The sequence below is a fragment of the Streptomyces sp. NPDC005374 genome (assembly GCF_042872225.1).
Taxonomy (GTDB): domain Bacteria; phylum Actinomycetota; class Actinomycetes; order Streptomycetales; family Streptomycetaceae; genus Streptomyces.
In genome coordinates, this window is record NZ_JBIAKA010000001.1 from 464,879 (window position 1) to 490,099 (window position 25,221).

At 69.8% G+C, this 25,221-nt stretch carries 20 protein-coding genes; 11 read left to right on the top strand and 9 right to left on the bottom strand.

The annotated features are described in order from the left end of the window. Positions 1 to 91 precede the first annotated feature (91 nt). Complete coding sequence (locus ACFYRX_RS02215; protein WP_389095814.1) at positions 92 to 1,405, bottom strand: Nramp family divalent metal transporter; 1,314 nt, start codon at positions 1,403 to 1,405, stop codon at positions 92 to 94. Between the two features lie 220 nt (positions 1,406 to 1,625). Between ACFYRX_RS02215 and ACFYRX_RS02220 the strand changes: the two genes are divergently transcribed. Then, the gene (locus ACFYRX_RS02220; RefSeq protein ID WP_389095816.1) at positions 1,626 to 2,957 is read left to right on the top strand and encodes a M14 family metallopeptidase; all 1,332 of its coding nucleotides are present in this window, start codon (positions 1,626 to 1,628) and stop codon (positions 2,955 to 2,957) included. 61 nt (positions 2,958 to 3,018) lie between these two features. Here ACFYRX_RS02220 and ACFYRX_RS02225 read toward each other — a convergent pair whose 3' ends face one another. The 5 genes from ACFYRX_RS02225 to ACFYRX_RS02245 all read right to left on the bottom strand — a co-directional run bounded on the left by ACFYRX_RS02225 (position 3,019) and on the right by ACFYRX_RS02245 (position 7,562). Next, the gene (locus tag ACFYRX_RS02225) at positions 3,019 to 3,537 is read right to left on the bottom strand and encodes a hypothetical protein (protein ID WP_389095818.1); all 519 of its coding nucleotides are present in this window, start codon (positions 3,535 to 3,537) and stop codon (positions 3,019 to 3,021) included. An 82-nt stretch (positions 3,538 to 3,619) separates the two neighbouring features. Then, the gene (locus ACFYRX_RS02230) at positions 3,620 to 5,104 is read right to left on the bottom strand and encodes a GntP family permease (RefSeq protein ID WP_389095820.1); all 1,485 of its coding nucleotides are present in this window, start codon (positions 5,102 to 5,104) and stop codon (positions 3,620 to 3,622) included. A gap of 112 nt (positions 5,105 to 5,216) precedes the next feature. Beyond that, the gene (locus tag ACFYRX_RS02235; RefSeq protein WP_389095822.1) at positions 5,217 to 5,627 is read right to left on the bottom strand and encodes a RidA family protein; all 411 of its coding nucleotides are present in this window, start codon (positions 5,625 to 5,627) and stop codon (positions 5,217 to 5,219) included. A gap of 10 nt (positions 5,628 to 5,637) precedes the next feature. After that, positions 5,638 to 6,408 carry an IclR family transcriptional regulator gene (locus tag ACFYRX_RS02240; protein WP_389095824.1) on the bottom strand — a complete coding sequence of 257 codons (771 nt, stop codon included), beginning with the start codon at positions 6,406 to 6,408 and terminating at the stop codon, positions 5,638 to 5,640. Further along, entirely contained in the window at positions 6,405 to 7,562 is a 1,158-nt protein-coding gene (locus tag ACFYRX_RS02245) for a sugar kinase (protein ID WP_389096886.1), read from the bottom strand. Before ACFYRX_RS02245 ends, ACFYRX_RS02240 begins: the two co-directional genes overlap by 4 nt. Before the next feature lie 156 nt (positions 7,563 to 7,718). Between ACFYRX_RS02245 and ACFYRX_RS02250 the strand changes: the two genes are divergently transcribed. Further along, entirely contained in the window at positions 7,719 to 9,002 is a 1,284-nt protein-coding gene (locus ACFYRX_RS02250; protein WP_389095826.1) for an amino acid deaminase, read from the top strand. Positions 9,003 to 9,028: 26 nt separating this feature from the next. Continuing rightward, positions 9,029 to 10,639 carry an amidohydrolase family protein gene (locus ACFYRX_RS02255; RefSeq protein ID WP_389095827.1) on the top strand — a complete coding sequence of 537 codons (1,611 nt, stop codon included), beginning with the start codon at positions 9,029 to 9,031 and terminating at the stop codon, positions 10,637 to 10,639. 18 nt (positions 10,640 to 10,657) lie between these two features. Here the strand turns inward: ACFYRX_RS02255 and ACFYRX_RS02260 are convergent, their stop codons facing one another. Continuing rightward, positions 10,658 to 11,545 (bottom strand): serine protease, encoded by an 888-nt coding sequence (locus ACFYRX_RS02260; protein WP_389095828.1) that lies wholly within the window; start codon positions 11,543 to 11,545, stop codon positions 10,658 to 10,660. A gap of 193 nt (positions 11,546 to 11,738) precedes the next feature. Between ACFYRX_RS02260 and ACFYRX_RS02265 the strand changes: the two genes are divergently transcribed. From ACFYRX_RS02265 to ACFYRX_RS02290, 6 genes are all read left to right on the top strand, one after another. Continuing rightward, positions 11,739 to 12,950: a pyridoxal phosphate-dependent aminotransferase gene (locus ACFYRX_RS02265; protein ID WP_389095830.1), complete on the top strand. Its 1,212-nt coding sequence runs from the start codon at positions 11,739 to 11,741 to the stop codon at positions 12,948 to 12,950. A 56-nt stretch (positions 12,951 to 13,006) separates the two neighbouring features. Then, positions 13,007 to 13,423: a hypothetical protein gene (locus ACFYRX_RS02270; protein ID WP_389095832.1), complete on the top strand. Its 417-nt coding sequence runs from the start codon at positions 13,007 to 13,009 to the stop codon at positions 13,421 to 13,423. 361 nt (positions 13,424 to 13,784) lie between these two features. Next, positions 13,785 to 14,849, top strand: a complete 1,065-nt coding sequence (locus ACFYRX_RS02275) for a hypothetical protein (protein ID WP_389095834.1) — start codon at positions 13,785 to 13,787, stop codon at positions 14,847 to 14,849. A 24-nt stretch (positions 14,850 to 14,873) separates the two neighbouring features. Continuing rightward, positions 14,874 to 16,040: a toxic anion resistance protein gene (locus tag ACFYRX_RS02280; protein WP_389096888.1), complete on the top strand. Its 1,167-nt coding sequence runs from the start codon at positions 14,874 to 14,876 to the stop codon at positions 16,038 to 16,040. Continuing rightward, positions 16,037 to 17,590, top strand: a complete 1,554-nt coding sequence (locus ACFYRX_RS02285; RefSeq protein WP_389095835.1) for a substrate-binding domain-containing protein — start codon at positions 16,037 to 16,039, stop codon at positions 17,588 to 17,590. Before ACFYRX_RS02280 ends, ACFYRX_RS02285 begins: the two co-directional genes overlap by 4 nt. Further along, positions 17,577 to 18,191, top strand: a complete 615-nt coding sequence (locus ACFYRX_RS02290) for a hypothetical protein (protein WP_389095837.1) — start codon at positions 17,577 to 17,579, stop codon at positions 18,189 to 18,191. Before ACFYRX_RS02285 ends, ACFYRX_RS02290 begins: the two co-directional genes overlap by 14 nt. On the opposite strand, the gene ACFYRX_RS02295 is transcribed toward ACFYRX_RS02290, so the two are convergent. Together ACFYRX_RS02295 and ACFYRX_RS02300 are read right to left on the bottom strand one after the other, a co-directional pair. Further along, complete coding sequence (locus ACFYRX_RS02295; protein ID WP_389095838.1) at positions 18,178 to 20,223, bottom strand: calcium-binding protein; 2,046 nt, start codon at positions 20,221 to 20,223, stop codon at positions 18,178 to 18,180. The two genes, ACFYRX_RS02290 and ACFYRX_RS02295, sit on opposite strands and share 14 nt — an antisense overlap. Positions 20,224 to 20,663: 440 nt before the next feature. After that, complete coding sequence (locus ACFYRX_RS02300) at positions 20,664 to 22,487, bottom strand: phosphoenolpyruvate carboxykinase (GTP) (protein ID WP_389095840.1); 1,824 nt, start codon at positions 22,485 to 22,487, stop codon at positions 20,664 to 20,666. Between the two features lie 357 nt (positions 22,488 to 22,844). Between ACFYRX_RS02300 and ACFYRX_RS02305 the strand changes: the two genes are divergently transcribed. Further along, positions 22,845 to 23,558, top strand: coding sequence for a hemolysin III family protein (locus ACFYRX_RS02305; RefSeq protein WP_389095842.1), 714 nt, complete (start codon positions 22,845 to 22,847; stop codon positions 23,556 to 23,558). A gap of 116 nt (positions 23,559 to 23,674) precedes the next feature. Continuing rightward, positions 23,675 to 25,219 carry a DHA2 family efflux MFS transporter permease subunit gene (locus tag ACFYRX_RS02310; protein WP_389095844.1) on the top strand — a complete coding sequence of 515 codons (1,545 nt, stop codon included), beginning with the start codon at positions 23,675 to 23,677 and terminating at the stop codon, positions 25,217 to 25,219. Positions 25,220 to 25,221 lie beyond the last annotated feature (2 nt).

Consider the following 25,221-nt stretch of genomic DNA (forward strand, 5'->3'; position numbering starts at 1 on the left):
ACGTTGTGTGACATCCGCGGATGTGTGGGGGCTTGTCGCGCAGTTCCCCGCGCCCCTTTGAGGCGCGACGTGGCGGGGCTGCGGGGATCGCCTACCCGAAGAACTCCGACCACGGCTGGTCCCAGACCTGCTTCACGCACAGGACCAGGAACAGCAGGCCCGCGATCGCGAGCATCGCGTTGCTCACCGGGCCGTTGCGCCATTCCCCGGGTGTGCGTGCGGAGTTGAGGAGCCAGAGCAGGGTGCCGGCGAGGAACGGGAGGAAGGCGGCGCCGAGGACGCCGTAGAGGATGATCAGGCGGAAGGGTTCGCCCTGGAAGAGCAGGACGATGGGCGGGAAGGTCAGCCACAGCAGGTACGCGCGGAACGGCCAGGAGCGTTCGCGCGCACCGGAGGCCACCTCCTCGCCCTTCTGCGCGCCCTGGCCCCGGAAGCGGGCCACGAAGTCGGCGAACATCAGGCTCACTCCGTGCCAGACGCCGATCAGCGACGTGAACGACGTGGCGAAGAAGCCGATGAGGAAGAACTTGGCGGTCGCCGACCCGTACTCGTCCTCCAGGATGTCGCTCAGCTGGATGAGCCCCTTGTCGCCGCTCGCGATCGCCACGTTGGCCGAGTGCAGCAGCTCCGCGCCGACGAAGAGCATGGCGACGACGAAGATGCCGGTGGTGATGTAGGCGACCCGGTTGTCGAGGCGCATCACCTTCATCCAGCCGGTGTGGGTCCAGCCCTTGGCGTTGACCCAGTAGCCGTACGCGGCGAGCGTGATGGTGCCGCCGACGCCGCCGATCAGGCCCAGGGTGTTGAGGATGGAGTCCTTCTCGTCGGGCAGGACGGGGAGCAGGCCCGCGAAGGCGTCGCCGAGGTTCGGGGTGACCCTGATCGCCAGGTACACGGTGACCACGAACATGACGCCCACCAGGACCGTCATGACCTTCTCGAAGACCGCGTACTTGTTGAACCAGACGAAGACCAGGCCGACAAGACCGCAGGCGATGGCCCACCCTTCGAGGTCCATCACGTCCGGGAACAGGGCCTGGAGGGGCAGCGCGCTGGACGACATCGCCGCCGCGCCGTACACGAAGCCCCAGATCACCACGTAGACCGCGAAGAACCAGGTGGTCCAGCGGCCCAGGCTCGCCCAGCCGTCGAACAGGGTGCGGCCGGTGGACAGGTGCCAGCGGCCCGCCGCCTCCGCGAGGGAGATCTTGACCAGGCAGCCGATCACCGCGGCCCACAGCAGGGTGTAGCCGAAGTTGCTGCCCGCGATGAGGGTGGCGACCAGGTCGCCCGCGCCGACGCCGGTCGCGGCGACGACGATCCCGGGGCCGATGTACCGCCAACTGGACTTACGGGGTACGGATCGTGCCTCACCGGTCGCTTTGTTGTCCGTAGTGTCCGCCATGAAGGTCAAGAAACCCTAAAGATCGCGGACCGGCAAGAGGGCGTGCGGTGAAGGAACTCGGCACGGTTTCACGCCATCGCGTCTTTATTCGCTCTTGACCTGGTCATGTCATAAGTAGACGATGTGCCGCACACCCGCACCGGCAGCACGTCGCTGAACCACCCCGCTCCACTCCCCCACTTCCGGAGATCCCGGAACCCTGGAGAACACAGGAGACTTCATGCGACTTCGCATTCGCGGTTCCGGCGCCCTCGGCGGCAGACGCTACGCCGCCCTCGCCGCCGTCCTGGCCCTCGCCCTCGCCGCCCCGTTCTCCGCGAACGCCGACAGCGCCCCGAAGCGGGTGCCGAGCAGCGAGGACATCCGCCAGTACGAGATCCACCAGCAGACAACTCCCGTGACCCGTACGGCGATCCAGCAGACCGGGGTGACGGTCGACGAGGCGGACGAGGAGACCGTCGTGGTCTCAGGCCGCGCGGACCAGATCAGCAAACTGCGCGGTCTCGGCTACGAGGTGACGGCCCTCGGCGCCGCCCCGGACCGGATCGCCGAGGACGAGGTCCGGCTCTACGACTTCCCCTCGGCCGACTCGCGGTACCACAACTACGCCGAGATGAACGCCGAGATCGACCAGCGCCTGGCCGCCTACCCGAACATCATGAGCAAGCGGGTCATCGGCACGTCGTACCAGGGCCGTGACATCGTCGCCATCAAGATCAGCGACAACGTGGCGACCGACGAGGCCGAGCCCGAGGTGCTGTTCACCCACCACCAGCACGCCCGTGAGCACCTCACGGTGGAGATGGCGCTGTACCTGCTGCGCGAACTCGGCGCGGGCTACGGCTCCGACTCCCGGGTCACCGACATGGTGAACAACCGCGAGATCTGGATCGTCCCGGACCTCAACCCGGACGGCGGCGAGTACGACATCGCCACCGGCTCGTACCGCTCGTGGCGCAAGAACCGTCAGCCCAACTCCGGTTCCACGGCGGTCGGTACGGACCTCAACCGCAACTGGGCCTACCGCTGGGGCTGTTGCGGCGGCTCCTCCGGGACGACGTCCTCCGAGACGTACCGGGGTACCGCGGCCGAGTCGGCGCCCGAGGTCAAGGTCGTCGCGAACTTCGTGCGCAGCCGGGTCGTCGGCGGGGTCCAGCAGATCAAGACGAACATCGACTTCCACACGTACAGCGAACTGGTGCTGTGGCCCTTCGGGTACACGTACTCCGACACGGCGACCGGGATGACGGCGGACGACAACGCCGTGTTCAAGACGGTCGGGCAGAAGCTGGCCGCGAGCAACGGGTACACGGCGGAGCAGGCGAGCGACCTCTACATCACCGACGGGTCGATCGACGACTACCTGTGGGGCACCCACAAGATCTTCTCGTACACCTTCGAGATGTATCCGTCGTCCGGCGGGGGCGGGTTCTACCCGCCCGACGAGGTGATCGAGCGGGAGACCTCGCGGAACCGGGACGCGGTGCTGCAGCTGCTGGAGAACTCGGACTGCATGTACCGGTCCATCGGGAAGCAGGCGCAGTACTGCTGAGGGCTACAGGTCGTGGGGAGCTGCGGGTCCGTTGTGGCTGGTCGCGCAGTTCCCCGCGCCCCTAGTCGGACTCCTCGGGCTCTTCTTTCTCTGTCTCCGGAGTCTCGTCCTCGAAGTACTTGTCCATGACCGCGTCGAGTTGTTCGTCCCACTCGGTGAAACTCGACTTCGACTTGGCCTCGATCTCGATCGGGTACCAGCGGCGGTCCGGGGTGTGGACCGTGATGGTGAACCGCTTGCCGAAGCGCGGGGACTCGGTCTCGACGGCGCCGATCTCGTCCCAGCGGAACTCGCAGGCCTGGTCGTCGAGGGAGAGGCGTACGCCCCGGTGGTCGGCGACGATCTTCGCGCGACGGTCGGAGGCCTCGAAGACCGGGCCGTCGGGGGCCTCCTCCTCGACGGGCTCTTCGGCGGCCCCTGAAGCGGCCTCCTCGACGGGCTCCTCCGGAGTCACCTCCGCCTTCTCCGGCTTGGCGTCCTCCGCCTCGCCGGATCCGGGTGAGGTGAGCCCGGGGATGAAGGCCGGGTCGAATCCGGCGCCTTCCAGGGGCTGGCTGCTCGAACCTATGCGCTGCTCCACAGCGGGCAGTATGGTCGACGATCCTGTGTCGGGCACAGCCGGCCCCTACATCGTTATCGGACCCCTACATGGGCCGCACCCTCTACACGAAGAGACTCAGCACCGCCGCCACCACGAACCCCGCCACCGACAGCACCGTCTCCAGCACGGTCCATGTCTTCAGGGTGTCGCGTTCGCTGATGCCGAAGTACTTGGCGACCATCCAGAAGCCACCGTCGTTGACGTGCGAGGCGAAGATGGAGCCCGCCGAGATCGCCATGATGACGAGCGCGACGAAGGCCTGGGAGTGGTGGCCCTCGGACAGCAGCGGCGCCACGATCCCGGCCGTCGTCACGATGGCGACCGTCGCCGAGCCCTGGGCGACGCGCAGCACCACCGAGATCAGGTAGGAGAGGACGATCACCGGGAGGCCGACGTCGTTGAAGGTGTCCGAGAGCGCCTGGGCCACCCCGCTGGCCTTGAGGACCGCTCCGAAGACCCCGCCCGCGCCGACGACGAGCAGGATGTTGCCGACCGGCTTCAGGGACGCCGTCGACACCGTCTCCAGCGACTTGCGGGACCAGCCGCGGCGGATGCCGAGGAGGTAGTACGCGAGGACCAGGGCGATCGTCAGCGCCACGAAGGGGCTGCCGAAGAACTCGATCACCGAACGTCCCGTGGAGGGGTCGAGCGCGATCGAGGAGAACGTCGCGGCGAGGATCAGGACCAGGGGCGTACCGATGATGCCGATGACCGTGCCCAGGGGGACGGGGTCCTCGCGCGGTACGACACCCTGCGCGCGCTGCTCCTCGATGACCGCCTGCTTGGCCTCCGCGGCCGCCTCCACCATGTCCTGCGGTACGGCGACGAAGATACGGCGGCCGATCCACGCGGAGTAGGCCCACGCCGCGAGGACGGCCGGGATGCCGCAGACGACGCCCATGAGGATCACCCAGCCGAGGTCCACGTGGAGCAGACCGGCGGCCGCGACCGGGCCGGGGTGCGGGGGCAGGAAGGCGTGGGTCATCGAGAGACCGGCCAGCAGCGGCAGACAGTAGAGCAGGATCGACCTGCCGCTGCGCTTCGCCGCCGCGTACACGATCGGCGCGAGGACGAAGATGCCGACGTCGAAGAAGACCGGGATGCCGAAGATCAGGCCGGTGAGGCCCATGGCGAGCGGGGCCCTCTTCTCGCCGAAGAGATTGAGCAGCCGGGACGCCAACACCTCCGCCCCGCCGCTGACTTCGAGGATTGCACCGAGCATCGTGCCGAGGCCGATGATGATCGCGACATGGCCGAGGATGCCGCCCATCCCGGACTCGATGGTGGACACGGCGTCCGACCGCTGGACCGTGCCGAAGAGTTCGGTGACCGAGAGACCGGCGAGCAGGCCGACGACTATGGAGACGCCGAGCAGGGCGACGAACGGCTGGAGTCTCGCCTTGATGATCAGGAAGAGGAGCAGGGCGATGCCGAGGGCGGCGACGGTCAGCAGACCTGCGGTGCCGTCGATCAGGAGGAGCAGGCCACCGGTGTGGGGTGGGGCCTCGGGGGCGGTGGCGGCGAGCGGAAGCGGATAGGACGACATGGGGGTCCTCTGGGTATGGGGGAGTGCATCCGGCTTTCGGGCAGGGGGGATCGCGGTACGGCACCTCGTGGGGCGCCGTACCGTCGTACCGTGTGCGGGAGTTGAGGGACCGTCAGCCGAGGACGGCCAGCGCGTCGATCTCGATGAGGAGCCCGGCGGGCAGGCCGACGTAGACCGTCGTACGGGCGGCCGGGGGCGCGGTGAGGCCCTGCTCCTCGAAGTACTGGTTGTAGATGCCGTTCATCTCGGCGAAGTGGTCCACGTCCGTGAGATAGACGCGGATCATCATCACGTCGTCCCAGGAGGCGCCGCCCTCCTCCAGGATCGCCTTGACGTTGGCGAGGGTCTGGAGGGTCTGCTCGCGCAGGGTGGGCCCGGCGGGCGTCGGGGCCTTGCCCTCCTCGGCCGGGAGGAAGCCGACCTGCCCGGCGACCTGGAGGATGTTGCCCTTCCTCACCCCGTGGGAGAACTTCGCGGGCGGGGTGGTGTGGGTCTTGGGAGTGAGCGCGATCTTGTCCGTCATACGAAGTCCTTCATACGGGGTCCTTGGGGTCCTTTGCCGGTGTTCTGCCGGAGTACTCGCCGCTGACGGCGTCGGCCGTGCGGCGTACCTGCGGGAGCAGGGTGAGGAGTTCCTCGGCGGTGACGACGACGTTCGGCGCGGAGACCGACATCGCGGCGACGACCTTGCCGTCGGCGCCGCGGACCGGGGCCGCGACGCAGTTGATGGACTCCTCGTGACCACCGAGGTCGGTGGCCCAGCCCTGTTCGCGCACCCGCTCCAACTCCTTGAGGAAAGCGGGGGCGTTGGGTGTCGAACGGGCCGTGTACATGGGGAAGTCGAGCTTGTCCGCGAGGGCACGCCGCTCGGCCTCGGGGAGATCGGCGAGCAGCAGCTTGGCGACCGCGGCGACGGTGATGGCGACCGGCTTGCCGATCCGTGAGTACATCCGCACCGGGTAGCGGCTCTCGACCTTGTCGATGTACAGCACCTCGCCCTCCTCGTACACGGCGAGGTGGACGGTGTGGCCGCACTGCTCATTCAGGCGTACGAGGTGGGGGTGGGCGATCTCCCGGATGTCGAGGTTCTCCATCGCCTCCTGGGCGAGCGCGATGAGCCGGGCGCCGAGGCGGTAGCGCTGGTCGGACTGGCGGTAGACCATGCCGTGCTCGTGCAGGGTGCGGAGGAGGCGCAGCGCGGTGGACTTGTGGACGCCGAGGCGGTCGGCCACCTGGCCGAGGTCGGCGGGGCCCTCGGCGAGCAGTGGCAGGATGCTCAGCGCTCGGTCGACGGTCTGGCTCATGGGGTGCGTACCTCCTCCGGGGCCCTGTCGGCTTGCGTCCAGCCGGGGCCGAGTCGAAGTGTCCCCCACGTTTCGTCTCCGACGGCGGCGAGGCGGTCGGCGTGTGCGCGGGCGGGCGGTGCGGCGAGGTCACCGGGGGCGGTGAGGGCGGCGGCGGCCCAGAGGTGGCCGTGGCGGAGGCGGTCCCTCATGGGGAGGTTCCGGAGGGTCGCGGAGAGGAATCCGGCCGCGAAGGCGTCACCGGCGCCGGTGGTGGCTACGACGTCCACGGCGAGGGCGGGGACGAAGGTTCCCTGTGCGGGGGCTGGGCGGGGGTGGGTTTCGCTCGCCCGCGCTTGCGGGGTGCCGTTCTCTGTGGGTCGGGAGCCGCCCTGCGGCACGACTGCCCGCTGCGACGGCGGCGTGTCAACTGGCGGCGCCTGCAACCCACCCAGGGGCGCGGGGAACTGCGCGGCCAGCCCCCACTCGGCCGCAGCCGACACGAAAGCGGTCGCCCCCTTCGCCCCCTGTTTCACCACCAGCACCGAAGGCTCAGGCAGCACCGCACGCACAGCCGCCGGACCCCCCGCAACCCCCCACGCCTCCTCCGCCTCGTCCTCCCCCACGAACACGATGTCGGCCCGCCGGGCCAGCTCGAGCAGCACACCGGGCCCCTCGGCGTCACGCCACAACCCGGCCCGGTGATTGACGTCGAAGGACACCACGGGCCGCCCCTCGCCAGGAGCCGTCAGCTCACGCAGCAGCGACAGGCACGCGTCCGACAGGGCCGCAGTGATCCCCGACAGATGCAGCACCCGCCCCGCCCGCACCGCCGACAGGTCCACGTTCTCCACCGACATCGCCGACGCGGCGGACCCCGCCCGGTAGTACGCGACCTCATGCGCATCCGTCGCCCGGTCCCCCGCCGTACGGAAGTACACCCCCGTAGGCCGCGAAGGATCCCGCCCGACCGCAGAGGTATCGACCCCGTACCCCCCGACCGTCTCGACCAGGTGGTCCCCGAATCCGTCGACCCCGACCCGGCTGACCCACCGCACCGCGTGCCCGGCGGCAGCCAGCCCGCACGCCACGTTCGACTCCGCGCCCCCGATCCCCCGGTCGAAGGACGGCACGTCGGCGAGGCGGCCGGCACGCGTGGGCAGGAACGTGACCATGGACTCGCCGAGCGCGACGACGTCCACGACGTCGGGGGCATTCACGATGGTCGTAGCTCCTTCATTGACCCAACCTTGGCGTGGATGTTAGACAGCAGTAAGCGATATACGCAATGGACGTTGCACACACTGCAACGCACCCTTCAGGGAGGCCCCGTGTCCCTCGGTACCGGCACCGAAGCACTCGCCCGTCTCGCGGAGGGCCGCGTCGACCACCGCTTCAAGGGCCTCCCCCCGGACGCCGACGGCCTGACGGTCGCCGAGCTGACCGCCCAGCGCCGCAACCTCTTCACCGACGGCTTCACGACCCCGGTGCTGGCCCTCTCCGCCGAGCGCCTGGAGCACAACCTCGCGCTGATGGAGACGTACGCCACCCGTCACGGCCTCGCCTTCGCCCCGCACGGCAAGACGACCATGGCCCCCCAGCTGTTCCGGCGCCAGATCGAGCACGGCGCCTGGGGCATCACCCTCGCCGTACCCCACCAGGTACGGGTGGCGCGGGCGTACGGCGTCCAGCGGGTCTTCCTCGCCAACGAACTCGTGGACCCCGCGGCGCTGCGCTGGATCTCAGCGGAACTCGCGGCCGACGAGGACTTCCGCTTCCTCTGTTACGTCGACTCGGTGCGCGGGGTCGAGCTGATGGACGCGGCCCTGCAAGGGACGACGCGCCCCCTGGACGTCGTCGTCGAACTCGCCGCCGGTGAGGGCGCCCGCACCGGTGTCCGTACGGAGGCGGAGTGCGCGGCGGTCGCCGACGCGGTGGCGGCCACCGGGACGCTGCGGCTCGTCGGCGTCGCCGGTTATGAGGGCGAGGTCCCGCGGGCGGACCCGGAGCGCGTGCGCGCGTGGCTGCGCCGGCTCGTCGCCCTGGCCGCCGACTTCGACAAGGCGGGACGGTTCGCCGACGCGGGCCCGGACGGGATCGTGATCAGCGCCGGTGGCAGCGCCTGGTTCGACGCGGTCGCCGACGTCTTCGCGGAGGTCCCCGAACTCTCCCTCCCCGTACTGAAGTTGCTCCGTTCGGGCGCATACGTCTCGCACGACGACGGCCACTACCGCAAGGTGTCCCCCTTCAACCGGGTCCCCGAGGAGGGCGCCCTGGAGCCCGCGTTCCGGCTGTGGACGCAGGTCGTCTCGCGTCCCTCCCCCGACCAGGCCTTCACCAACGCGGGCAAGCGGGACGCGGCCTACGACCTCGACCTCCCCTTCCCCCAGGTGGTCCGCCGCGACGGCACCGAGCGCCCGGCCACCGGCATCGAGGTGACCGCCCTGTCCGACCAGCACGCCTGGCTGACCACGACAGGGGACGCCGACCTGGAGGTAGGCGACTGGCTGGGCCTCGGCCTCTCCCACCCGTGCACGTCCTTCGACAAGTGGCAGCTGATCCCGGTGGCGGAGGTCGATGGGACGGTCGTCGAATACATCCGTACGTTCTTCTAGAAGCTTCCAGGAGAGGGATGTCCGGCATGGAAGAGCTCGTCATCCGGGACGTGGACGTCGTCGACGGCAGCGGCGCCCCCTCGTACCGCGCCGACGTGGTGGTCGACGGCGGCCGGATCGTGTCCATCGTCAAGGAGGCCGCCGACGCGGGCTGCCAACGGCCCAGAGCCCGGCGGGAGTTGGACGCCGAGGGTCTTGTCCTGTCCCCCGGCTTCATCGACATGCACGCCCACAGCGATCTGGCCCTGCTGCGCGACCCCGACCACAGCGCCAAGGCCGCGCAGGGGGTCACGCTCGAAGTCCTGGGCCAGGACGGGCTGTCGTACGCCCCGGTCGACGACCGCACCCTGGAGGAGGTCCGCCGGGCCATCACCGGCTGGAACGGCCACGGGGACGACATCGACTTCGACTGGCGGTCGGTCGGCGAGTACCTGGACCGTCTCGACCGCGGGATCGCCGTCAACGCGGCCTATCTGATCCCGCAGGGCACGGTCCGCGTGCTCGCCGTCGGCTGGGAGGACCGCGAGGCGACTCCCCAGGAGCTCGACCGTATGCGCGAGTTGGTCGCCGAAGGCATGGAACAGGGCGCGCTCGGCATGTCGTCCGGGCTGACCTACACGCCCGGCATGTACGCCAAGGATGCCGAACTCACCGAGCTGTGCCGGGTGGTGGCCCGGTACGGCGGCTACTACTGCCCGCACCACCGCTCGTACGGGGCGGGAGCCCTGGAGGCGTACGAGGAGATGGTCGCTCTGGCCCGGGAAGCGGGCTGCTCGCTCCATCTCGCCCACGCCACCATGAACTTCGGCGTGAACAAGGGCCGGGCGCCCGAGCTGCTGGCACTCCTGGACGAGGCACTGGCCTCGGGCGCCGACATCAGCCTCGACACGTATCCCTACACGCCCGGCTCCACCACCCTCGCGGCCCTGCTGCCCAGTTGGGCGGGCGAGGGCGGGCCCGAGGCGGTGCTGAAGCGGCTGGCGGACGACGACACGGCCGAGCGGATCCGGCATCACCTGGAGGAGATCGGCGCCGACGGCTGCCACGGCGTGCCCGTCGAGTGGGACACCGTCGAGATCTCGGGCGTCGGCGACCCGGCCTTCGCGGACCTCGTCGGCCGTACGGTCGCGGAGTCGGCCCGCGCCCGCGGGGAGAGTCCCTGGACGACCGCCCGCCGGCTGCTCCTCGGCGACCGGCTGGCCCCGTCGATCCTCCAGCACGTCGGCCACGAGGAGAACGTCCGGCAGATCATGCGTCACCCCGTCCACACGGGCGGTTCCGACGGCATCCTGCAGGGCGCCAAGCCGCATCCGCGGGCGTACGGCACGTTCCCGCGGTATCTCGGCACGTATGTGAGGGAGTTGGGCGTCCTCTCCCTGGAGGAGTGCGTCGCGCACCTCACCTCGCGCCCGGCGTCCCGGCTGCGGCTGCCGGACCGGGGTCTGATCCGCGAGGGGTACCGCGCCGACCTGGTCCTCTTCGACCCGGAGACGGTGGCCCCGGGCTCGACCTTCGACGACCCGCGCAGGCTCCCGACCGGCATCCCGCACGTCCTGGTCGACGGCCGGTTCGTGATCGAGGACGGCCGGCGCACTGACGTCCTGGCGGGGCGGGCGGTCCGTCGCAGTCCCGTGTGACGGAACGCCCCTGTCCGCTTACGGCTTGGGCAGGGTGCAGGTGCTCGCGGCGAGGTTGAGCTGGTTGCCCGTGGTGAAGCAGGCCGGGATGTTGTAGATCTCCTGGGCGTAGTTGATGCCCTCGCGGACGGTGACGTTGCCGTTCGCGTCGACCTCGCACGGGTTGTTCTCCGTGCAGCGCTCGCCGTCCTCGTTGCCGGTGTTGTTGACGGCGACGACCTTGCCGGTGGCCTGGTCGATGACGGGCGAGCCCGAGGTGCCGCCGATGGTCTGGCAGGCGGAGGTGTAACGGACCGAGTCCTTCCAGGTCCAGTCGCCCTCCTGCAGGCGGTACGCGAACCCGTCGATGCTGCAGTTGTAGAGCGTCTTCCAGTAACCGGAGGCCACGGTGATGGCGGTCCCGGCGGTCGGGTGCGTGTCCGCCACGGTGAGCGGGCTGATCCCGTACGAGCTCTTGATCGCCGCGTAGGTGCTGGTGAGCTGGTAGATCGACACGTCCGTGTCGGTCATCGTCCCGTAGGCGAGCTTGCTGGCGCGCAGGGTCGCGACGCGGGTGCCGGCGGAGTTGAGCAGGCCGAAGGTGCGGGTGGAGGTCTGGTTGGTGAGCACCTCGCCCGGCTCCGGGAAGCCGGTGCTGAGGCAGTGCCCGTTGCTGAGGACCAGCGCCGGGGCGGTGTCGAGGGAGTTCGGGAAGCGGATGACCGATCCGGAACAGTTGCTGAGCGCGACGGTCCCGGCGAGCGTGACGGCCTGCAGCGTGGGCGCGGCGGCCTTGGCGGAGACAGCCTTGGTGGAGACGGCGGTGGCACTGCCCTGGTCCGTGGGCGTGGGTGCCGCGACCGCGGGCGCCGCACCCGCTCCGGCGATCGCCAGGGCGAGCAGTACGGCGGCGAGAGGCTTTTTCATGTGGGGGTCCTCTACATGACGAGGGTGACCGGAGATCTTCCGGCCACCCGCTGTTTTGTCATGTGCATCTTCAATGCAAGGGAGGTCGAGGACAAGCGGTCATTTCCAGCCACCCCCGCCCCGGCACGCCGCGCTGTCCCACGTGGCGGAAAACACGAGCCGTGACGCGTTACCGGGCCGTAAGCTCCCAGACATGCAGGTGATCCAGTCGACCAAGCTCGCCAACGTCTGTTACGAGATCCGGGGCCCGGTTCTCGAGGAGGCGATGCGCCTGGAAGCGGCAGGGCACCGCATCCTCAAGCTGAACACGGGCAACCCCGCCGCCTTCGGGTTCGAGGCGCCGCCGGAGATCCTGGAGGACGTCCTCCGCAACGTCTCGACGGCCCACGGATACGGCGACGCGAAGGGCCTGCTCGCCGCGCGCCGGGCCGTGGTCATGCACAACCAGACCATCGGCATCGAGACGGATGTCGAGCACGTCTTCATCGGCAACGGCGTCTCCGAGCTGATCGTGATGGCCATGCAGGGCCTGCTCGACGACGGCGACGAGGTCCTCGTACCGGCACCGGACTACCCCCTGTGGACAGCCGCGGTTTCCCTCTCCGGCGGTACGGCCGTCCACTACCGCTGCGACGAGCAGTCGGACTGGATGCCCGACCTCGCGGACGTGGAGCGCAAGGTCACCGACCGCACCAAGGCGATCGTCATCATCAACCCCAACAACCCCACGGGCGCGGTCTACGACGAGACCATGCTCAAGGGGTTGACCGACATCGCCCGCCGCCACAACCTGCTGGTCTGCTCGGACGAGATCTACGACAAGATCCTCTACGACGACGCCACGCACACCCCGACCGCCGCGGTCGCCCCCGACCTGCTGACCCTCACCTTCAACGGCATGTCGAAGGCGTACCGGGTGGCCGGGTACCGGGTGGGCTGGATGTCGATCTCCGGTCCGCGCGCGCACGCCGACTCCTACATCGAGGGCCTCACCGTCCTGGCCAACATGCGCCTGTGCGCGAACATGCCGGGACAGCACGGGGTGGTCGCCGCGCTGAGCGGACGGCAGTCGATCAAGGACCTGGTCCTGCCGGGCGGACGGCTCGTCGAGCAGCGGGACATCGCCTACGAGCTGCTGACCCAGATCCCCGGTGTGAGCTGCGTGAAGCCGAAGGGGGCGCTGTACCTCTTCCCCCGGCTCGACCCCAAGGTCTTCAAGATCAAGGACGACCGGCGGATGGTCCTGGACCTGCTGCGCCAGGAGAAGATCATGGTCGTCCAGGGTTCCGGCTTCAACTGGCCCGAGCCCGACCACTTCCGGGTGGTGACCCTGCCGACGGCCGGGGACCTGCGCGATGCGGTGGGGCGGATCGCGAACTTCCTGGACGGGTACGGGCAGCCGTAGAACTTTAGACGGATTCTAAGCTAGGATGGTTTCCTGACAGCACAGGAGGCCATCCCATGTACGAACCGATCCGCACCAAGTCGGTCCACAGCACGATGGCCGACGCCCCCACCGACTTTCCTCACCGCTCGCGTGAGGAGGAGCTGGACATCCAGCTCGCGGGTCATCTGGCGGCGCTGCTGGCAGTCACCGACGAGCTGCGTGGGGCTTCGCCTTCGGCCGAGCTGGACACCGCGGCCGAACGCCTCGCCGAGCAGGTGACCCGGCTGCGGGGAGGCCGTACGCCGGCCAGGGCCCCTCTCGCTGTCGCCGACCCGCGCCTCGCGGCACTGCACGAGCGTGCGCATGCCCTTGCCGGGCGGGCGCTGGTCGTCGCGGCATCCCGTGCGGACACGGCAGCGGCGATCCTGGCGGCCGAGCGTATGGACGCGCACACGGCAGCCATCGAGCCCAGGGAACTCACCTCCCACTGACGGCTCCCCTCCGACGGCCCCGGTCCGCGCGCACCCACAGCGACGTGCGGACCGGGTGCCACAGCACTGCGTTCGCTTGGGCCGGGGCGCGTGTTCGCCGTAGTGGTTGGTGTCGTCCGGCGGCTGCGGGTGCGTTGTGGCTTGTCGCGCCGTTCCCCGCGCCCCTGAAGGGGCGCCTGTCGGCTCGCGGGTGCGGGTTCGTTGTGGCTTGTCGCGCCCATGCGGCGGAGCCGCATATCGACACAGCCCCGCGCCCCTGGAGGGGCGCGGGCCCTTGCCGTGTTGATCCGGGACCGGTACTACACCTGCCGTTCATCCTTTTCGGCGGGGAATGTTGGGTTCCGCGAGCACTCTCCACAGCGTGAGACGAATCGTAGGGATCGTCCTCGCGGTTCTGCTGATCGGTGGCGTGGTGGCTGCCGTCGTAGCGGGCCGGGAAGCGGACGACAAGGGCACGGCAACGAAGACCGTGCGGGCAGTGATCGGATCGGAGAAGGCCGAGTTCTTCGCCGATCCCGACGTGGTGAAGGCCCTCGCCGCCAAGGGCTACACCGTGAAGGCCGAGACCTCCGGGTCCTGGGCCATGGAGGGGCTGGACCTGGGCGGGTACGACTTCGCCTTTCCGTCCAGCCAGGCGCCTGCCGCCGAGCTCGCCGCGAAGTACAAGGTACGGGGGACCCTCCCCCGCCCCTTCTACTCTCCCCTCGTCGTCGTGGCGCACAAGAGCGCCGCCGAGGTGCTCGCGGGCAACGGCCTGGCCACGCTGGACGCGGAACACCGGGGCACGCTGAAGATGGCCGCCTATCTCGACGCGGCCCGCGAGGACCGCACCTGGCAGCAGCTCAAGGGAGCCGACAAGTACGGGGAGTTGACCGGCACCCTCTACCTCTCCAGCACCGACCCGGAGACCTCCAACTCCGGCGCCCTCTACCTCGCCGCCGCCTCCTATGTGGCCAACGGCGGCAAGGTCGTCGCGAGCGACGCGGAGGTCAGGAGGACAACTCCGCTGCTGCACAAGCTCGTCAGCGTGCAAGGTGCCCAGCAGTCCAGCACGGACGCGGCCTTCCGGGACTTCGTCAGCGGCGCAGGCAACCCGCTGGTCCTCGTCTACGAGTCCCAGGTCGCCTCGCTTCTCGCGGACGGGCAGCAACCCGACGACCTGGTCGTCCTCTACCCGGACACCACGGTCAACAGCGACCACACGGTCGTACCGCTGACGGACAACGGCACGGCCCTCGCCGAACTCCTCTCCACCGACCCGCGGTTGCGGACGCTGGAGGTCCGGCACGGGTTCCGGCCGCAGGGCGAGGCCACCGAGTTCGCCTCGGCCACCACCTACCTCAAGCAGGAACTGACCGGCGTCCGCCAGGCGCCCGTGCCCACCTCGAAGGTGCTGCACGAACTGGCGCGACGGGCGCGCGGATAACGGGGGGCACCAGCCATGACATCCATGAACGACGACGACACCTTCACGCTCACCCCGCCCGAGCCCGTGGCCGCCGTGCCGCGCGAGAAGGCCGGCGGGCTCGTCCCCGTCGACGACTCCGTGCGGACCGACATGGCCCGCAAGGCCTCCGCGTACGTCGAGGGACTCGCCGTGCTCGACGCCCGCTCCCCCGAGTTCGCCGGCAAGGTCGGGGAGATCACCGGGCTCGGTGCCGGAGAGATGCGCAGTGCCGCCGCGCAGTCCAACCGGATGCTGGAGCGGACCGTGCGCAGCCTGCCGGACAAGGGCGGCGACGCCCAGTCCCAGGTGGCCGGATCACTCGTCGAACTGCGGCGCGTGGTCGAGGACCTGGACCCCCGGGACCTGCCCGCCTCCAAGGGCCGCAAGCTCCTGTCCCGGCTGCCCGGCGGCAACAAGCTGCGCGACCACGTCGCCAAGTACGCCTCCGCGCAGGGCACGTTGAACAGGATCGTGGGCTCGCTGCGCGGCGGGCAGGACGAACTCCGGCGCGACAACGCCGCGTTGCAGACCGAGCGGGTACGCCTGTGGGAGACCATGGGCAAGCTCCAGGAGTACGTCGTGCTGACCGAGGCGCTGGACACGGCCGTCGAGCAGCACATCACCGCGGTCCCGGACCCGCAGGCCGCCGACAGTCTGCGCGCCGACGTGCTCTTCCCCGTCCGGCAGAAGCACCAGGACCTGCTCACCCAGATCGCGGTGTGCGCACAGGGCTACCTCGCCATGGACGTCGTACGCCGCAACAACGACGAGCTGATCAAGGGCGTCGAGCGGGCGGCCACGACCACGGTGTCGGCCCTGCGGATCTCGGTCATGCTGGCGTCCGCGCTCGACAACCAGAAGAAGGTCATCGAACAGGTCAACGCCCTGCGCGGGACCACCGAGGACCTGATCCGGGGCAACGCCGAGATGCTGGCGACCCAGAGCGGGGAGATCCAGCGGATCGCGGCGGACCCGGCGGTCGGCGCCGAGACCCTGCGCTCCGCGTTCCAGCAGATCTACCGGACCCTCGACGCGATCGACACGTACAAGGTCCAGGCGACCGAGGTGATGGCGGCGACCGTGGAGTCGCTGACCTCCGAACTGCAGCACGCGAGCGTCTACTTGGAGCGCAGCCGGTCCCGGAACGCGCTGGACGGGGGCCTCGCATGAGACGCGCTCCGGCCGTCCTCCTGGCGGCTCTCGCCCTGCTCACCGCCTGTACGGCGCAGAAGGACGGGATCGACGGCGTCCCGACGCCCGGCGTCCCCGGCCCCGCCGAACCGGGCACCCTCCGCGTCCTCGCCTCCAGCGAGCTCAGCGACATGACCCCGGTCCTCGACCAGGTCGAGAAGGACACCGGCATCAAGGTCAAGCTGAACCCCATCGGCACCCTCGACGCCGTGGACATGCTGGCCAAGGGGACGACCGACGGGCAGTACGACGCCCTGTGGCTGTCCTCGAACGACTACCTCCGGCTGCGCCCCGACGCGGCGAAGAAGGTGGTCTCCGAGACGCCCGTCATGACGAGCCCGGTCGCGATCGGAGTGAAGAGCGCGACGGTGAAGGCGCTCGCCTGGAAGCCCGAGGACGTCACCTGGACGCAGGTCGAACAGGCCGTCCAGGACGGGAAGCTGACGTACGGCATGACCGACCCGTCCCGCTCCAACTCCGGTTTCTCCACCCTGGTATCGGTGGCCTCCGCCCTCTCCGGCGCCCAGTCGGCGCTCACCGACGCGGACGTCACCGAGGCCACGCCCCGGCTGAAGGAGTTCTTCAAGGGCCAGAAGCTGACCTCGGGTTCCTCGGGCTGGCTGGCCGCGACCTACGAACGGCGCGGTGACGTCGACGCCCTGCTCAACTACGAGTCCGTCCTCGAGGGCATTCCCGGCCTGACCGTGATCCGCCCCCGCGACGGCGTGATCACCGCCGACTACCCGGTCACCTCGCTCAGGTCGACGAGCGCGCGGACCCGCGAGGACGTCCGCCGGGTGACGGAGGACCTGCGCACCGAGAAGATCCAGCGGCTGATCACCACCCGCACCCACCGCCGCCCGGTCATCGCCACGGTCCCGCCCGCCGTCGGCCTGGACACGACCCGGCGCCGTGAACTCCCCTTCCCCGGCACCCGTTCCGTGGCCGACGGCCTCCTCGACTCCTACGAGAACGAACTGCGCCGCCCCTCCCGGACCGTGTACGTCCTGGACACCTCGGGCTCGATGAAGGGCGACCGCCTGGACCGTCTGAAGCGGGCACTCACCGACCTCACCGGCGACTTCCGCGAGCGCGAACGGGTCACGCTGATGCCGTTCGGCTCCCAGGTGAAGAGCGTGCGCACGCACGCGGTCGACCCGAAGGACCCGCGGGCCGGCCTGAACGCCATCCGCAAGGACGCCGAGGGACTCTCCGCCGACGGCGGCACCGCGATCTACACCTCGCTGGAGAAGGCGTACAACCATCTCGGCGCCGACGGCGACACGTTCACGTCGATCGTGCTGATGACGGACGGCGAGAACACGGCGGGGGCGAAGGCCGAGGACTTCGACGCCTTCTACTCCCGGCTTGGTCAGAAGGCCCGGGACATCCCCGTCTTCCCCATCCTCTTCGGCGACTCCGACCGCTCCGAACTGGCCCACATCGCCGACCTGACCGGCGGCCGTCTCTTCGACGCCCAGAAGGGCTCGCTGGACGGCGCCTTCGAGGAGATCCGTGGCTATCAGTGAGTACCTGGAGTCCCGCAAGAACATCGCGGGCAGCGCGTGCGGTCTGGTCGGCCTGGCGCTGACCTTCGCGGGGGTGGCGGGCCCGTACTGGCCCGTGGTGGTGGCCGGTCTCTACGGCGCGGGCGCGCTGATCGCCCCGCCGGAGCGGCCTCCGCTGCCGGACTTTCCCGACCCCTCGGCCCAACTCGACGAGCTCCGGGGCGACTTCGAGAAGCTGCGGGCCTATCTGACGGACATCGATCTGTCGGTCACGGCGGCGGCCCGGCTGCGCGAACTCAGCGAGCTGCTGACCGCGTTGCTCGACCAGGGCTGGAGCAAGGAGCTACTGGCCCACGATCCGGAGGGGGTGCACTCCCTGTCCCGGATCGTCCGGCGCGACCTGCCCGAGGCCGTCGACAGCTTCGTACGGACACGGTGGTGGACGCGGATGACACCGGGCACGGAGTCCCCGGAACTGCACCTGGAGCAGCAGTTGGATCTGATGAAGCAGGACGCACAGCACCTGGCGGCGGCCCTCCGGGACACGGAGGCCCGCCGCCAGGAGACCCACACCCGGTATCTGGAGGACCGGGGCGGGCAGCACGGGGTCAGGGGCAGCTGATCCGGATGTCGCCCGAGTCCGTCGTACAGGTGTCCGTGTTGGGGCCGCCGTTGGCGGTGTCGTTGCCGGAGACGCCGTCCACGGTGTTGAGGTTGTCGGTGCCGTAGTTGCCGGTCAGGCTGTCGTTTCCGGGGCCCCCGTTGAGGGTGTCGTTGCCGAGGCCGCCGTCGACGCGGTCGTTGCCGTAGCCGCCGTGGACCGTGTCGTTGCCGTAGCTCGCGTTGACGGTGTCGTCGCCGCTGAGTGTGCAGATGACGTCGTTGCCGGAGGTGCCGTTGATGGTGTCGTTGCCGCTGGTGCCGATGCGGGTGCAGCCGCGGGCGTTGTTGACCGTGGTGGTGACCGTGGCCGTGTTGTTCGCGGTGGCCGGGTCGGTCTGGGTCGCGGTCACCGAGGCCCGTTCGGTGAGGGTGCCGGTGGCGCGGGGTTCGGCGACGACGGTGATCGTGGCCTTCGCGCCGGGGGCGAGGGTGCCGAGGGCGCAGCTGACGGTGGTGGTGCAGGTGCCCTGGGAGGGGGTCGCCGAGATCACCGAGCCGGCCGGGCCGGTGAAGGTGTCGGTGAGGGAGACTCCGGTGGCGTTCGTCGTGGTGCTGGTGTTGGTGACGGTCACCGTGTAGGTCGCCCGGTCACCGATGCTGACCGTGGCGGGGCCGGACTTCGTCACCGAGAGGTCCACGCCGGCCGGGGGCGGTGGCGGTGTGCTGCCGCCGCCCAGGAAGCGGGCCAGGGCGAAGCCGGTGTCGGGTCCGCCCCGGCCGGCCGCGACGATCTTCCCGTCGGACTGAAGGGCGACGCCACGGGCGGAGTCGCCGCCGCCGAAGTCCGCGGTCGCGGTGCCTCCGGTGCCGAAGCCGCCGTCCAGGCTGCCGTCGGGGTTGTAGCGCTGCACGGCGAAGTCGCCGCCCGGCCCGCCGCCACCGGCGAGGACGATCCGGCCGTCGGCCGGCTGCAGGGTCATGTCCCAGACGCCGAGTCCGGAGGGGACGACCTTGCCGTCGCCGTCGAAGCCGGTGTCCAGGGAGCCGTTGGGGTTGTAGCGGGCCAGGCTGTTGCCGCCCGCGGCGACGATCTTTCCGTCCGCCTGGATCGCGAGTGCCTCCACGGACTCGTAGTCGCCGAAGTCCGTGCGGACGATGCCGTCGCCGTCGAAGCCGGTGTCCACGCTGCCGTTGGTGTTGAAGCGCATCAGGGCGAAGTCGAAACGGGTGGACCCGACCTCACCGCCGACGACGATCTTCCCGTCGGACTGCAACGCCAGGGCCCGGCCGTCACCGCCCTCCTGGAGGGTCGGCCCCGCCGGGTTGGCGGTCACCGTGCCGTCGCCGCCGAAGGTGGTGTCCGGGGTGCCGTCGCCGTTGAGGCGGAGCACCGCCATGTCTCCCCCGGTGTAGCCGGCCACGACGATCCTGCCTGCCGGGTCGATGGCCACGTCCTTGGCCTCGGTCGGGCCATCGATGTCGGCGAAGTACCTGCCGTCGCCGCTGAAGCCGTTGTCGAGGCTGCCGTCGGAGTTGTACCGGGCCACCGTGAACCAGCAGCAGTTCTCGTACCCGCGCCAGCTGTATCCCGCCACGACGATCTTTCCGTCGGGCTGGAGCGCGACGGCGTTGGCCTCGCTCCACTGGAGGTCGGGGTCCATGTTGTTGATGGGGGTGGTCACCGTGCCGTCGCCGCCGAACGAGGTGTCCGGGGTGCCGTCGGCGTTGTGCCGGGTGAGCGCCCAACGGCTCTCGAGCACCGAGTTGTCGGCGGAGGAACCGACGGAGACGATCTTTCCGTCGGGCTGTACCGCTACGTCGTAGGCCTGGTCGTCGTCGGCGAGGCGGGTGAGGACCTTGCCGTCGCCGCTGAAGGAGGTGTCCAGGTCGCCGGGGGCGGCGACCGCGGTACCGGGCAGGGTCAGCAGAAGGGCGAGGACGGTCGCCGTGACGGTCCCGGCCCGGGCCAGGAGGGACCGGCGGCGGCGTGCGTCCTGTCGCCGTCGCGCCGGTTGCACCGGTCGCGCCGGTCGCGCATGAGCTGTGAGCATGCGCGCAGCCTTTCGCCGTGCACGCGCACCGGCGACCGCCACGAGCGGCGTTGCCCTCACCGGACGCAGGAATTCCATCCCAGCGGGTGAGGGCGGGCGGCCGACAGGGGAGGGCGGCGGCCCGGTACGTGCGAGCGAGCAGCCTGGCAGGTGAGAGCGGGCAGGCCGACCGGTACGTGAGAGCAGGCAGCGCCGTACGCGAGCGCGAGCAAGGCGGCACGGGAGAACCGACAGCCCCGCACGCGAGAGCGAACAGCCCGGCGCGGGGAGAGACGGCTGCCCGATTCGTGACCGGGCAACCGCTGGGTGCGAGGTGGCAGCACGCCCCGCACGCCGTTGTGCGGGGCCGGTTCATGACTGTGCCGCCACCCGTGGCCGGCCCGTGACGATCACGGGTCAGGGCTCCCATCGGGGCCGGCCGCGGGGGTATTCGGGGGACGTCAGCCCAGGCGCTGTACCAGCGCCCGGTACTCGTCCCACAGCTCCTTCGGCGTGTGGTCACCGAAGGTGTTGAGGTGGTCGGGGACCAGGGATGCCTCCTCCCGCCACACCTCCTTGTCGACGGTGAGCAGGAACTCCAGGTCGGAGTCGGCCAGTTCGAGCCCCTTGGTGTCGAGGGCGTCCTTGGTCGGCAGGACACCGATCGGCGTCTCGACGCCCTCGGCCTTGCCCTCCAGCCGCTCCACGATCCACTTCAGGACGCGGCTGTTCTCGCCGAAGCCGGGCCAGACGAACTTGCCCTCGTCGTTCTTGCGGAACCAGTTGACGTAGTAGATCTTCGGCAGCTTCGACTGGTCCTTGTCCTTGGCCACGTCGACCCAGTGCCCCATGTAGTCGCCCATGTTGTAGCCGCAGAACGGCAGCATGGCGAAGGGGTCGCGGCGCAGCTCGCCGACCTTGCCCTCGGCGGCGGCGGTCTTCTCGGAGGCCACGTTGGCGCCGAGGAAGACGCCGTGGTTCCAGTCGAAGGACTCCGTCACCAGCGGCACCGCGCTGGCGCGCCGCCCGCCGAAGAGGATCGCCGAGATCGGCACGCCCTTGGGGTCCTCCCACTCGGGCGCGATGATCGGGCACTGCGCGGCGGGGGTGGTGAAGCGGGCGTTGGGGTGGGCGGCCGGGACGTCGGCGGCGGGCGTCCAGTCGTTGCCCTTCCAGTCGGTGAGGTGCGCCGGGGTCTCCTCCGTCATCCCCTCCCACCAGATGTCGCCGTCGTCGGTCAACGCCACGTTGGTGAAGACGGAGTTGCCCCACAGCGTCTTCATCGCGTTGGCGTTGGTGTGCTCACCGGTGCCGGGCGCGACGCCGAAGAAGCCGGCCTCGGGGTTGATCGCGTACAGCCGGCCGTCCTCGCCGAACCGCATCCAGGCGATGTCGTCGCCGATGGTCTCGACGGTCCAGCCGGAGATGGTGGGCTCCAGCATGGCGAGGTTGGTCTTGCCGCAGGCGGACGGGAAGGCGGCGGCGACGTACTTCGACTCGCCCTGCGGCGGGGTGAGTTTGAGGATGAGCATGTGCTCGGCGAGCCAGCCCTCGTCGCGGGCCATCACCGACGCGATGCGCAGGGCGTAGCACTTCTTGCCGAGCAGGGCGTTGCCGCCGTAGCCGGAGCCGTAGGACCAGATCTCGCGGCTCTCGGGGAAGTGCGAGATGTACTTGGTGGAGTTGCAGGGCCAGGGCACGTCCGCCTCGCCCTCGGCCAGCGGTGCTCCGAGCGTGTGCACAGCACGCACGAAGAAGCCGTCGGTGCCGAGTTCGTCGAGGACGGGCTGTCCCATGCGGGTCATGGTGCGCATGGAGACGGCGACGTAGGCGGAGTCGGTGATCTCGACGCCGATGGCGGAGAGGTCCGAGCCGAGGGGGCCCATGCAGAACGGGACGACGTACATCGTCCGGCCCTTCATCGAGCCGCGGAAGACGCCCTTCTCACCGGTGAAGATCTCCCGCATCTCGCCGGGATCCTTCCAGTGGTTGGTGGGGCCGGCGTCCTCCTCCTTCGTGGAGCAGATGAAGGTGCGGTCCTCGACGCGCGCGACGTCGGTCGGGTCGGAGGCCGCGTAGTAGGAGTTGGGGCGCTTGATCGGGTCGAGCTTCTTGAAGGTGCCGTTCGCCACGAGCTCCCCGCACAGGCGCTCGTACTCCGCTTCGGATCCGTCACACCAGACCACGCTGTCCGGCTGGGTCAGTTCGGCGATCTCGTTCACCCACGAGATCAGTTCCTTGTGTTGGGTGGGGATGACGGGGGGAGCCGCGATGTCGCGCGCCACGATTGCTCCTAGATGAGGGATTTTTTGTTTGGAGGCCCCGTGGGGGCTGCGACCCGGATGCTTCACGTGCCTTTACGGTGGCTCGTGCCTTTTCGGTGGTGACCTTGGCGCTCATCCGGTGCCGACCGCACTCATCTGATCATCCGACGCGAGCGCCCATCTGTCCAGAAGGCATCACAGGTGAGCGGAGTGAGGATCGCCACGCTCTCTTTGGCCACAGCGCGTTTATTTGCGTGCACGTAGGGTTCAGCTGACCGTCTCTTTACAGGTCAACTCCCGTGAGATGATGGCCACTCTTGGTCGCTCCCCATCCCGTACTCACGCGTAACTTACGGTTCCGTAGGTACGATGCCGGGCATGACGCCGCCCGCCCACGACGCCGAGACGCCCTCCCTGTCCCACCAGATCAAGCAGCACGCCAACGAGCTCGCCGAGCCGATCAAACCCAAGCTGCGCGGCTGGCTGCACCTGGGGATGTTTCCGGCCGCACTCGTCTCAGGTCTGATCCTCACCGCCCTCGCCGACTCCACCAGAGCACGCATCGCCTGCGGCATCTTCGCCCTGACGGCCTGTCTGCTCTTCGGCGTCAGCGCGCTGTACCACCGGGGCACCTGGAGCCCCCGCATGGACGGCGTCCTGCGGCGGCTGGATCACGCCAACATCTTCCTGATCATCGCCGGTACCTACACCCCGCTGACGATGCTGCTCCTGCCGGGAGCCAAGGGGCAGTGGCTGCTGTGGAGCATCTGGGGCGCGGCGCTGGCCGGGATCCTGTTCCGGGTCTTCTGGGTCGGCGCCCCGCGCTGGCTCTACACCCCCTGCTACATCGCGATGGGCTGGGCCGCCGTCTTCTTCCTGCCCGACTTCATGCACGCGGGCGGCGTCGCGGTCCTCGTCCTGGTCGTCGTCGGCGGCCTGCTCTACAGCGCGGGCGGCGTGATCTACGGCATCAAGAAGCCGAACCCGTCACCGCGCTGGTTCGGCTTCCACGAGGTGTTCCACTCCCTCACGCTCGCCGCGTTCATCGTCCACTACATCGGCATCTCACTGGTGGCGTACGGGCACGCGTAGCGCTCACACCTGAAGGAAGGGCCACGGCATCGCGCCGTGGCCCTTTTTGCATGTGGCTCATTCTGCACGCCGAAACCGATTGACAGTTACTAGCTTTTGAGAGCTACTCTCATTTCATGGAAACCATCACTCCGGACCCCCGACGCTGGTGGGCCCTGGCCGCCCTCGTCGCGAGCATGCTCACGCTCGGCTTCGACCTGACGATCCTCAACGTGGCACTGCCGACGATGGCCGCCGACCTCGACGCCGGTACTGGCGCACAGCAGTGGATGGCGGACGCGTACGTCGTCGTCTTCGCCGCCCTGATGCTCCCCGCCGGCCTGCTCGGCGACCGGTTCGGACGGCGCCGGATGCTGATCACCGGGCTCGGCATCTTCCTCGCCGGCTCACTGGTCGGCGCGCTGGCCGGCGACGTGAACGCGGTGATCGCCGCCCGCGCGGTGATGGGCGTCGGCGGCGCCCTCGTCACCCCGCTCGCGCTCTCCGTCCTGCCCACCCTCTTCGCCCCCGACGAGCGCACCAAGGCCGTCGGCATCGTCTCCGCCGCCTCCGCGCTCGGCCTGCCGCTCGGCCCGATCATCGGCGGCTGGCTGCTGAACCACTTCTGGTGGGGCTCGGTCTTCCTGGTCAACGTCCCGATGGCCGCGATCGGCATCGCCGCCTGCGTCTTCCTCCTCCCCGAGACCCGCGACCCCTCCTCCCCCAGGGTCGACGCCCTCTCCACCGCGTTCGCCGTCACCGGCCTCGGCGCCCTGGTCTACGCGATCATCGAGGCGCCCGCCCGCGGCTGGGGCGACCCCCTGGTGCTGGGCATGCTCACGGCCGCCGTCCTCCTCATCGCCGGGCTGGTACTGCGCGAACGCCGTGTCGAGCGCCCGATGCTCGACATGGCCCTCCTCACCCACCGCGGCTTCCTCTTCAACACGATCGCCGCGACCCTGGTGAACTTCGTCCTGTCCGGCCTCCTGTTCGTCCTGCCGCCCTTCCTCCAGACCGTCCTCGGTCACGACGCCCTGGGCACCGGCGTCCGACTGCTGCCGATGATGGGCGGACTGCTGATCGCCTCCCGCCTCGCCCCACGGCTCGTCGCCCGCTTCGGTGCCCGCGCCGCGGTGAGCGCGGGCCTGGTGGTACTGGCCTTCGCCGGGATCCTGGGCAGCCGTACGACCATCGACTCCGGCTACGGCTTCGTCGCGCTGTGGCTCGCCCTCACCGGCTTCGGCTTCGGCCTCTCGCTCATCCCCGCCATGAACGGCGGCCTCAGCGCCCTGCCCCGCGACCGCGCCGGAAGCGGCTCCGGACTCCTCATGACCATGCGCCAGGTCGGCGGCGCCATCGGCATCGCCCTGCTCGGCAGCATGCTCGCCGGCACCTTCCGGGACCACCTCGACGTCACCGGACTGCCCGCCCGGGCCGCCGACACCGCCGGTGAGTCCGTGGTCGCCGCACACCTCGTCGCCGAACGGACCGGCTCGGCCGATCTGCTGGCCTCCGCGAACAGCGCGTACGTCCACGGCATGGGCCTCGTCCTGCTGGTGTGCGGGATCGCCGCCCTCGTCGCCGCACTGCTGGCGGCCGCGTTCCTGCCGGGCACTCCCCGCCCGGCCGAGACCCCCACCGCACCGGACATGGCTGCCGACGAGGCCGATGCCCGACAATGAAC